The organism is Hydrogenivirga sp. (assembly GCF_056450045.1).
Map to the genome: position 1 here is coordinate 1 of NZ_JBWONM010000039.1, position 8,145 is coordinate 8,145.

At 52.5% G+C, this 8,145-nt stretch carries 8 protein-coding genes and 1 pseudogene; 6 read left to right on the forward strand and 3 right to left on the reverse strand.

Features of this window, described 5'->3' with window-relative positions; all coding sequences use genetic code 11:
• Nucleotides 1–221 precede the first annotated feature (221 nt).
• Together AC1HCM_RS01430 and AC1HCM_RS01435 are read right to left on the reverse strand one after the other, a co-directional pair.
• Nucleotides 222–626 (reverse strand): bifunctional heptose 7-phosphate kinase/heptose 1-phosphate adenyltransferase, encoded by a 405-nt coding sequence (locus AC1HCM_RS01430; RefSeq protein ID WP_479459996.1) that lies wholly within the window; start codon nucleotides 624–626, stop codon nucleotides 222–224.
• Nucleotides 626–1,867, reverse strand: coding sequence for an aspartate kinase (locus AC1HCM_RS01435; protein ID WP_479459997.1), 1,242 nt, complete (start codon nucleotides 1,865–1,867; stop codon nucleotides 626–628). The genes AC1HCM_RS01430 and AC1HCM_RS01435 overlap by 1 nt, the downstream gene beginning before the upstream one ends.
• 201 nt (nucleotides 1,868–2,068) lie before the next feature.
• Here AC1HCM_RS01435 and AC1HCM_RS01440 point away from each other — a divergent pair, with 201 nt between their 5' ends.
• From AC1HCM_RS01440 to fliF, 6 genes are read left to right on the forward strand one after another with little or no spacing between them, the layout of a single operon-like run.
• Nucleotides 2,069–3,547 (forward strand): hypothetical protein, encoded by a 1,479-nt coding sequence (locus AC1HCM_RS01440; RefSeq protein WP_479459998.1) that lies wholly within the window; start codon nucleotides 2,069–2,071, stop codon nucleotides 3,545–3,547.
• Nucleotides 3,483–5,291 carry a tetratricopeptide repeat protein gene (locus AC1HCM_RS01445; protein ID WP_479459999.1) on the forward strand — a complete coding sequence of 603 codons (1,809 nt, stop codon included), beginning with the start codon at nucleotides 3,483–3,485 and terminating at the stop codon, nucleotides 5,289–5,291. The genes AC1HCM_RS01440 and AC1HCM_RS01445 overlap by 65 nt, the downstream gene beginning before the upstream one ends.
• Nucleotides 5,292–5,295: 4 nt before the next feature.
• Entirely contained in the window at nucleotides 5,296–5,670 is a 375-nt protein-coding gene (gene flgB, locus AC1HCM_RS01450) for a flagellar basal body rod protein FlgB (protein WP_479460000.1), read from the forward strand.
• On the forward strand, nucleotides 5,667–6,080 hold the full coding sequence (gene flgC, locus AC1HCM_RS01455) for a flagellar basal body rod protein FlgC (protein WP_479460001.1): 414 nt from the start codon (nucleotides 5,667–5,669) through the stop codon (nucleotides 6,078–6,080). The genes flgB and flgC overlap by 4 nt, the downstream gene beginning before the upstream one ends.
• Nucleotides 6,071–6,364 carry a flagellar hook-basal body complex protein FliE gene (gene fliE, locus AC1HCM_RS01460; RefSeq protein WP_479460002.1) on the forward strand — a complete coding sequence of 98 codons (294 nt, stop codon included), beginning with the start codon at nucleotides 6,071–6,073 and terminating at the stop codon, nucleotides 6,362–6,364. The genes flgC and fliE overlap by 10 nt, the downstream gene beginning before the upstream one ends.
• Before the next feature lies 1 nt (nucleotide 6,365).
• A complete protein-coding gene (gene fliF / locus AC1HCM_RS01465; protein ID WP_479460003.1) occupies nucleotides 6,366–7,874 on the forward strand; it encodes a flagellar basal-body MS-ring/collar protein FliF in 1,509 nt (502 codons plus the stop codon).
• Here the strand turns inward: fliF and AC1HCM_RS01470 are convergent.
• Nucleotides 7,875–8,145: pseudogene (locus AC1HCM_RS01470) on the reverse strand (amidophosphoribosyltransferase); the annotation flags it as partial.

Here is an 8,145-nt window from a genome sequence, read left to right on the forward strand (position 1 = left end):
AGGGGGTCGGTCATAGCCCTGAGCTCCTTCTCGTTGGGTGTCATGAGGCTCGCCCCTGCGTAGAGGCTCTTGTTCGTGGGTCTCGGGTCTATGGCGTAGAAGAGCTCCCTGTCCCTTATGGTCTCCATCACCCTGTGGGTTATCACTCCCTTGGCGTAGTCGGACACTATTATCCCGTCGTACTCTCCCGAGGATACGATCTCCCTTATCAGCTTGAGGGACTAACCGCCCACCTTTCCCCTGTCTTCCCTGTCAACCCGAAGGAGCTGCTGGGACATGGAGACTATCCTCGTCTTCTCCGTGGTTGGTCTGCCCTCCTCTTCCACGAGGAGGTTCTCCACGCCCTTCTCCTTCAGGAGCTCGGCTACCTGCTCTCCGGACCTGTCCCTTCCAACTACACCGGTAAGAGAGGCTTTCACGCCGAGGGAGACGAGGTTGGCGGCGACGTTGGCTGCACCACCGAGCCTGATCTCCTCCCTCTCCACCTCAACTATGGGAACGGGTGCCTCGGGGGATATCCTCTCAACCCTCCCGTGGAGGTATCTGTCCAGTATCACATCGCCGACCACGAGAATTCTGAGATTCTGTAGCTGGGAAAGGAGCTGGAGAACCCTTCTCTTATCCATCAGCCGCTCTCGTTCTCAACCTTTATCTCCTCGCTCTCCTCAATGAAGGCTTCGTGAAGCGCCCTCACAGCGAGCTCCGCATACTTCTGGTCTATGAGGCAGGATATCTTTATCTCGGAGGTGGATATTGCCATAATGTTTATCCCGTTCTTTGAGAGGACATCAAACATCTTGGCTGCGGTCCCGTAAGAGCTCCTCATACCGAGACCAACTATTGAGACCTTAGCCACCCTGTCGTCCCTGACTACCTCCCTTGCACCTATCTCAGAGGCTACCTTCCTAACTATCTCCTCCGCCTTCGCAGCGTCCCCTCTGTTAACTGTAAAGGACATATCGGTGTATCCCTCGTGGGAGACGTTCTGGACTATCATATCAACCACTATGTGAGCCTCTCCGAGAGCTTTGAAGAGCTTTGCAGCTATCCCCGGCTTGTCGGGAACCCTGACAACGGTTATGCGGGACTCGTTTGTGTCAACCGTTATTCCCCTTACGGCAACCTTCTCCATGATCTCATCCTCCGGAACTATCCAAGTACCCTCCTCCTGGGCAAAGGAGCTCCTGACGTGTATTCTAACCCTGTACTTCGCCGCAAACTCAACGCTCCTTATCTGCATAACCTTAGCCCCGAGGGAGGCAAGTTCAAGCATCTCCTCATAGGAGATGAAGGGTATCTTCTTGGCGTTGGGCACAAGACGGGGATCCGCCGTAAAGACCCCTGTAACATCGGTGTATATCTCACAGTCAGCTCCGAGAGCTGCGGCGAGGGCAACGGCGGTCGTGTCCGAACCACCCCTTCCCAAGGTGGTTATCTCCCAGTCTTCGGTTATTCCTTGAAAGCCTGCAACAACCGGTATGTAACCCTCATTTATGAGATTCTTGAGCCTCTGGGTTCCTATCTTGCGGATGCGGGCTTTGGTATGGACCTCGTCGGTGATTATGGGAACCTGCCAACCGCAGAGGCTCACGGCGGGGTAACCGAGCCTCCTGAGCGTCATAGCAAAGAGGGCTATAGCCTTCTGCTCACCGGTTGCGAGGAGCATGTCCATCTCCCTCTCGTTGGGGAACTCCGTTATCTCCTTAGCCATTGATATCAGACCGTCCGTATCCCCTGCCATAGCGGAGGAGACCACCACTACACGCTTTCCCTCCTGCAGGGCAGACAGGACACGCCTCGCAGCGTTCTCTATCCTCTCAAGGCTCCCTACAGAAGTGCCTCCAAACTTCTGAACTACTATACTCATGGCTCACAGGCAGAAAATTATAACATCCGTGAAAGCAACCGATTTATAGGTAGAGGTATGCTGAGGGGAATTGAAGCCGGCGATATCCTTCCCTTGATAGCCTCCGGCAAGCTAAGGATAGAGGAGCTCGGTCTCTCCTTTGAAGACATACTCAGCCTCATAGTTGGCTCCGAGGCTGAAGGCGAGGCTAAAAAGGAAGGGGTGAAGGAGTCCAAGGCTGAGCTCATGCAGGTGCTGGCTGCTGCACCTGCCCTTGGCGGTGTCCTTGCGGAAAAGGAGCATTCAACAGAGGAAGGGCAAAAGGTCGGAGACGAAGAGGCTGTGAAGGGAGGTGCTCAAGCACCTGCTCAAAGGGAGGAGACTCCTGAATACACAAAGCCTATCCTAATTTCAGAAGCGTCCAGCCAGCCTGAACTTAACAAGCTGTCAACGAAAGGAAACCCTACCTTTGAGGGTAACAAAGGAACCGATTATAACGACATCCCTTCAGCTCACCCCAAGCCGTTAACGGATGCAGACGGTGATACAAAATCTTTATACTGGGTAAGAGCAGAAAGGGAGTATCTATTATTGTCAGATAACACTGTTAAAGCCCGAAGCGTTCCCCAAACAGATAGATTGATGGGAAAGATCGGTGAGACACCACACCAAGCAAGTGCGTGGAAATATGAAGTTGGCTTAAAGAAAGAAGAGCCTTCAAATAAGGATTTCACTCAAGACAAGGAAAGTCATAAGCCTTCACAGGAGGATAGGATAAAAGCATACTATCGCACTGAACAGGACAGCTTCATAAAAAATAGGAAGGTACAGAAGATAGAAACGAGTCCTGAAATTGAAAGAGCGGGATTTCCTGATAAAGGTGCCGGCGTTCGGACATTGCACTTGAAGGAAATTAACCACTACAGCTCCCACGAAGCTGAATCCGAAGGTAGCTACCCTAACCTGCATAATCCCACAATAGACAGTCCAGAGAAGTCCCAAGAATTGGTCTTAAAAGAGAGAATACCGAGGATTGCTATTAGGACCGAAAGCAAAGAGGGACTGAAAACAACTGAAGAGAATACTGCACACGGGAGTAAAGTACCAAGAGCGGAGGAAAGCACAGGTGACAACCAGATTGGAGTGGAGGTACCCAAAGGGAAAGAAGAATCCGGAAGCGATAGGGGGCTGAAGCAAAAGCCACTGGAAGAACTTCAACAGCCAAAGAGGGAGGAAACGAGGGAGATAAAGCACGCTCCAGAGAGAAGGGATAACCATCAGGAGCGACAGGGGGTTTTCTCCCAGTCAGTAAGCGAGCCAAAGGAAGAGGTGAAGGAGGTCCATCACACCCTCAGAAGGGATGTTCCCCTTCAAAACAGGGGAGAGGTGAGGAGTGTGAACGTTAGGTTTGAGGACACCCACCTGAGGTTCAGATTCCAGAGCGAGAGCCTCAACGTTGAGATAAGGCTCAGGGAGGACATCCAGAGGCAGATGGGATACCTTGATGTCCAGAGGTTAAGCAGGAACTTGGAGTCCCTCGGGCTGAGCCTTGAGGGCTTGAGGATAAACGGAGTTGAGCTCCTCTCCCGCTCCCAGAGACACAGGGAAAAGGAAAGGTTTAATATAAGAGAGAGGGATGGAGCTGGCGAGAAAGCTTCTGATAGCCTTTCTGATAGTCCTGATATCCAGCTACTCCTTTAACGCCGAGCAGAGCAAGGACCCCGAGTTAGCCAAGAGATACTTTGAAAAGGGTATAGAGAGCCTTAAGGTTCTCAACTACCTTGACGCCCTCATCTTCTTCTCCCGGGCTTACGGCATAAACCCCAAGTCCTACTACGGTGAGCTCTCATACCTTTACTTGGGCAAGAGCTACGCCCTTTACTCCTATGCTTACGGAAGCAAGAAGGGGGTCCTTGCAGCTATAGGGTACCTGAACCAGTATCCCTTCCACTACAAGGTGCCAAGGTTCCTACACACCCAGAGGGAGTTCGTTGCGGACTCCTACCTCCTGCTCCAATGGTACGAGAAAGCTAAAAACATATACGCCAACCTGTACGGGGAGACTGAGAAGACCGAGTACATGATAAAGTACGGCTACGCCGCTGCCCTCGGAGGAAGCATAGAGGGATACCAGTACCTGAGCAAGCTGGGCAAGGAGGGTGTGCCCGAAGACTACCTTGACCTCTACTACATGACGATGGGTTTTTACAACTTCAACCTCGGTAAGTACGATTTGGCCGCTCAGTACATGTCCCACGCCATAAACACAAATACTTACCTTAGAGAGGACCCCCACCTGCTCTTTCGCCTCGGCGTATCCTACTACAAGCTCGGGGACTGGAGGAGGGCGCTGCTCTACCTTGAGTTAGCACTGAGGAAGGATTCCCTCAAGGTTTATGGAGACAAGGCTAACTACTATCTTGCGAGGATAAACTTAGAGACAAAGAACTACAGAGAAGCCTACGCCAACATAGAGGAACTTACAAAGGATGGAGGGCTCTTCTACAGAAAGCACGCCCAGCTCCTCTTCTCCTCGCTCTGGTATTACGATGACTTCATAGAAGTTTACGGGGACAGGCTGGGAAACTACAGGGATAAGCTCCTTCAGCTCGGCTGGCTGAACGTTGAGAACATCTTCGGTGAGATGCCGGCGATAGGCATCTACTACCTTTCCCTGAAGGAAAGGACTCTTTCTGGGGAGGAGAGGGACTTCCTGAGGGTGAAGAGGCTGAGCCTGAGGGAGTTTGTCTTTGAGAACGACCTCTTCACCTTTGACAGGTATGTTGAGAAGCTCAGAGGCACCCTAAAAGGACTATCCTTTTACAGGAAGAAGGATGCGATCCTCCTCTCCGAGCTCTACAAAACGAGGAGGGACAACTTCCTCACCCTCTTCGGCACTCAGGAGGGAATTGAGCTGTTGGCAAGGTCCCTCCTCTTCTTGGGGGACGAGGAGGCAGGGAAGCTCATAACGAGGATAGCTGAAGAGGGAATTAGGAAGCTCCTCCTCGGAAAGCTCTACCTTCTCAGGGGAGACAGGGAAGAGGCTCTGAAGCTTATAGGAGAGGCTCTCCCCAGACTTGAAGGGGATGACCTTCTTGAGGCGAGGCTACTCCACGCCTACCTGTCCGAGAACCCCGAGGAGCTTGAGATGGCTGTAGGAGATACAGACTTCAAAAAGGATAGGTTTGCCCACTACGCCCCCATCATGATGCTCAAGACCGCCGACCTCTACTACGAAAAGGGGAACCTTGAGAAGGCTCTCACCTTTTACAGGCGTGTGGTCAGTGAAGGAGAAGGGGAGGAGGGTTACTGGTGGGCTATGTTCAGGATAGCCCTCATAAGCGAACGCCTTAAGGACGAGAGAACGCTAAAATGGGTTGTAAAGCGAGCGAAAGAAAAGGATAATATATGGAGCAGGGTTATAAGGACCCTCTGGGAGGGCTGAGACCTTGGACATATTCAAGGGAATTAGGAAGCTGGAGCCGAGGGTGGACTTCACATGGAAGAGACACAAGGTGATACTCAGCAACATAGCCAACGCCGACACCCCCAATTACAGGGCGAAGGACCTCCGCTTTAAGGCGGAGGTGGAAAGGATACCCCTGAAGAAGACAAGGAAGAAGCACATAGCTCCTTCGGACGGGGAGAGGTTCAAGGTGGTAGAGGTAAGGAGGAGGCTAATCGGCAACGACAGAAACAACGTCAGCCTTGAGGAGGAGATGGCAAAGCTCTCCCAGAACAGGATAGCCTACGAGGTTTACATGAAGATGATATCGGGGAACATTGATAAGCTCAACAACGTGATAAGGGGTGGAAGGAGATGAACGACCTATTCAGAACCTTTGAGATAAGCGCCTCCGGAATGTACGCCCAGCGTATCCGTATGAACGCGGTAGCGTCCAACCTTGCCAACTACGAGGCTTACAAGGAGACCGGAGAACCCTTCAGAAAGCTTGAGGTGGTCTTTCAGGCTATATACGACCCCGAGAGGGTGAGGAGGGGTGAGATACCCGTGAAGGTCAGCGAGATAAGGGAGTCAAACGCACCCTTCAAGCTCATATTTGACCCCGACAACCCGAGGGCGGACAGAAACGGCTATGTAAGATTGCCCAACGTTGACCTTGTAAAGGAGATGGCTGACATGATATCCGCTGTCAGGAGCTACGAGGCTAATTTAAACGCCTTCAACCTCACCAAGGAGATGGCTAACAGGACCATAGAGCTATGGAGATAGAAGGGATAAACTACAGAGCTTTTGAAAACTTCCTCAAGGAAAGGAGGAAGGAGGTTAAGTCTCCCGAGGACTTCGCCGACGCCCTAAAGGAGTTCGTCCAGTGGGTAAACTCCCAGCAGGAGAAGGCAAAGGGCATAAAGGAGGCTGTTCTCAGAGGTGAGGACGTCCCACTCCACAGGATGGTAATTGAGTTTGAGAAGGCTGGCGTTGCCCTGAACCTTATGATTGAGGTGAGGAACCGCCTCCTGGAGGGCTTTCAGGAGCTTATGAGGATGCAGGTCTGAGATGGCTAACCTCAGCGAGACCCTGAAGAGCATTCAAGACAGGTTCTCCGCCATGCCCCTTCCCCAGAAGATACTCGCCGTAGGACTGCCGGCAGTCCTCTTCTCCCTGATAGTGACAGCCCTCATCTACTCACTCCAGCCCGACTACGCGGTCCTCTACGGAAACCTCTCCCCCGAGGATATGAACGCCGTCCTCACGGAGCTGGACAAGGAGGGGATAAAGTACAAGGTGGGAAGGGACGGCAGGACCATACTCGTTCCCGAGGACAAGGTAAGGGACCTAAGGCTCAAGCTCGCCGCAAAAGGTGTTCCAAACAAGGGGGTTATAGGTTACGAGCTCTTTGACAAAAGCACCATAGGACTCTCGGAGTTCCAGCAGAGGGTTAACTTCAAGAGGGCTATAGAGGGGGAGCTCGTCAGGACTATACTCAGGTTCAAGAACATAGAGGATGCGAGGGTTCACATCGCCCTGCCCGAGAAGTCAATATTCCTCAGAGATGAGAAGGAGCCGAGTGCCTCCGTCTTCATAAAGCTGAGACCGGGTGCTGAGATGAGCGAGGAGCAGGTCAGGGCTATAAGGAACCTCGTTGCAGCGAGCGTGGAAAACCTGAAGCCGGAGAATGTGGTCGTCATAGACGACAGGGGAAGAAACCTGACCGCCATGCTTGATGAGGGGAAGGAGGAGATATCCAACAGACAGCTCAAGATAAGAAAGGAGTTTGAAAGGGAGCTGGAGAAGAAGGTCCAGACAGCCCTGGAGGAGGCTCTCGGATACGGAAACGTAAAGGTCAGGGTCTCGGTGGAGCTTGATTTCTCCAAGGTCCAGAGGAAGGAGGAGATATACGACCCCGACATGACCGCCGTTGTGAGCGAGCAGAAGAAAAAGGAAAAGACGAGGGAGGCACCGGTGGGCGGTGTGCCTGGGGCTCAGGCTAACATACCACCGGGAACGGGAGCGGTTCAGGGACAGCAGGGAACCATAACCGAGAGGAAGGAGAGCATAACGAACTACGAGGTTAGCAAGAAGGAGATAGTCTCGGTAGACCCGACCATGAAGATAAAGCGCCTCAGCGTTGGGGTCATTGTAAACAAAGAGCTCAAAGACGTTGATACGGAGAGCATAAGGAAGATAGTCTCGGCTGCCGTTGGTCTTGACCCTAAGAGGGGAGATACCCTCTCTGTTGTTGCAGTCCCATTCAAGAAGCCTCCTGTGGGAGCGGCGGTCCCTCCAGTTCCCCCCTGGAGGAAGTTTCTCCTACCGGCGGTAGCCGGTCTTGTATTGGCTTTAGTTCTCATCTTCGGTCTTCTGAGACTCCTGAGAAGGAGGGAAGTTCCCGCTCCAGTACCGGCTGGAGCACCGCCACCAGAGGAGGTTCCTCCAATAGCCGGGGCTGAGGTCCTCAGAGAGAGGGCGAGAGAGCTTGAGATAGTGAAGACGGTTACAGAGGTTGCGAGGAAGGAACCAAAGAAGGTTGCGGCTCTCCTCAAGCTCTGGCTGAGGGAAGAGTGATCACCTGTTCCTCTTTATGGCAACTTCGTTTACATCTATTGGGTATTCGTTGCTGAAGCAGGCATCGCAGAAGCTCTTCCTATCAGAGACGCACCTTCTCAGTCCTTCAAGGGATAGGTACCTGAGGCTATCAACCCCTATGAACCTCCCTATCTCCTCCAGGTCCATCTGATTGGCAATGAGCTCCTCCCTTGTAGGCGTGTCTATGCCGTAGTAACAGGGTCCCACGACGGGCGGTGAGGCTATCCTCATGTGTATCTCCCTAACTCCC